1 protein-coding gene is annotated in these 1,246 nt (G+C 47.6%); it reads left to right on the top strand.

The window, feature by feature from the left end; translation table 11 throughout:
- Window positions 1-1,133, top strand: a 1,133-nt coding sequence (locus F6K49_RS50335; protein WP_293110376.1) for a hypothetical protein, incomplete at its 5' end; no start/stop codon positions are given.
- Window positions 1,134-1,246 lie beyond the last annotated feature (113 nt).

Raw genomic sequence — 1,246 nt, 5'->3', positions numbered from 1 at the left:
AGAAGAATGATCAGGTAGGGGATTACGTTGCTATGAAAGAGGTAGGTGGAGTACAACCAGGCATGTTCTTTGTCCACCAAGACTACCTGAAGCACGACCCCAATGCTCCGAAGAAGAAACAGCGAAAGGCTCAAACCCGTGAATGGATTTACCGCAATAAACAGGGTAACCCAGTAGTTAAAGTAAGGCGAGTCGATCCCAGTAAGCGGATACGCCAGTCTCGAATGACCAGTGATGGCCACTGGGTTAGTGGATTAGGGAATTTGACTTCTAAAGACTGGGAGGTACTGAATTATCAAAAGGCCATAGAGGCAATGAAGCGGGGAGAGCGGATCGCTATAGCGGAAGGTGAGCCCTGTGTTGATCTCGTTAATTCGCTTGGGTTGGTCACCATTACTAACAAAGGAGGGACCTCAGGATTCTGTGCTGAGCAATACGAGTTCTTAAAAGGGTACCCACACCTGGTCTTTGTTCCTGATATGGATCAACCAGGGATAGCCCACATGCAAAAGATTCAAGAGGTTACCGGATCCGGTCAATGGCTTTACTCTTACCCAGAGAGTGGTACCTGGAAGCATCCCCCTGCTGCTGGCGGTGCGGACATTGTTGATTGGGTGGAAGATGGAGCAACTAGAGAACAGATATTAGCAGCCATCGGGTCAGAGAGAACAGACATCGGAAAGCCCAAAGACCCAATTCAAGGAAACCTCTTTGACCAAAGAGCCAATAGTGGCAAAGCTTTTGGCCAATCTTACCTTCCATCTGGCGAGCTAGCCTTGTTGCTTCACGTTGAGATTGTAGAACCATGCTTATGTGGAGCTGAACGCAAAGGTAAGATTTCAGATATTGCGAAACAGGCTGGTTGGCGAAATGCTGATGTGCGATCGCTGTTAGAAGATCTCGAAACAGAGCGCGATTACAGAGCTGAGGTAGCAGAGTCCAGAGACGAAAATAATGAACTGTTTGCCGCTCAGAAAAAGAAACTCGACTTGTACTCAGTTCTTCCCAAGCAATTAGCAACGGCAATTATAGCCTCAGCTAAAAATGGTGGGCTGGACCCTATGATGATTTTTCAATCGATATTAGCCGGGACTGGCACCGCAATGTCGAACCGAGCAGTGCGAGTAGCTTAAGGTTTTATTGAAAGTCCGATACTATGGCCTATTGTTGGAGCGGGACCTGGCGCTGGAAAATCTCCCGCACTAAAAATTGGATTGGGTCCCTTGATGGATATAGAGGAAAGTTA

The organism is Moorena sp. SIO3I6 (assembly GCF_010672095.1).
Note: the sequence above shows the minus strand (reverse complement) of the source record. Positions and strands in the feature narration are given on the sequence as shown.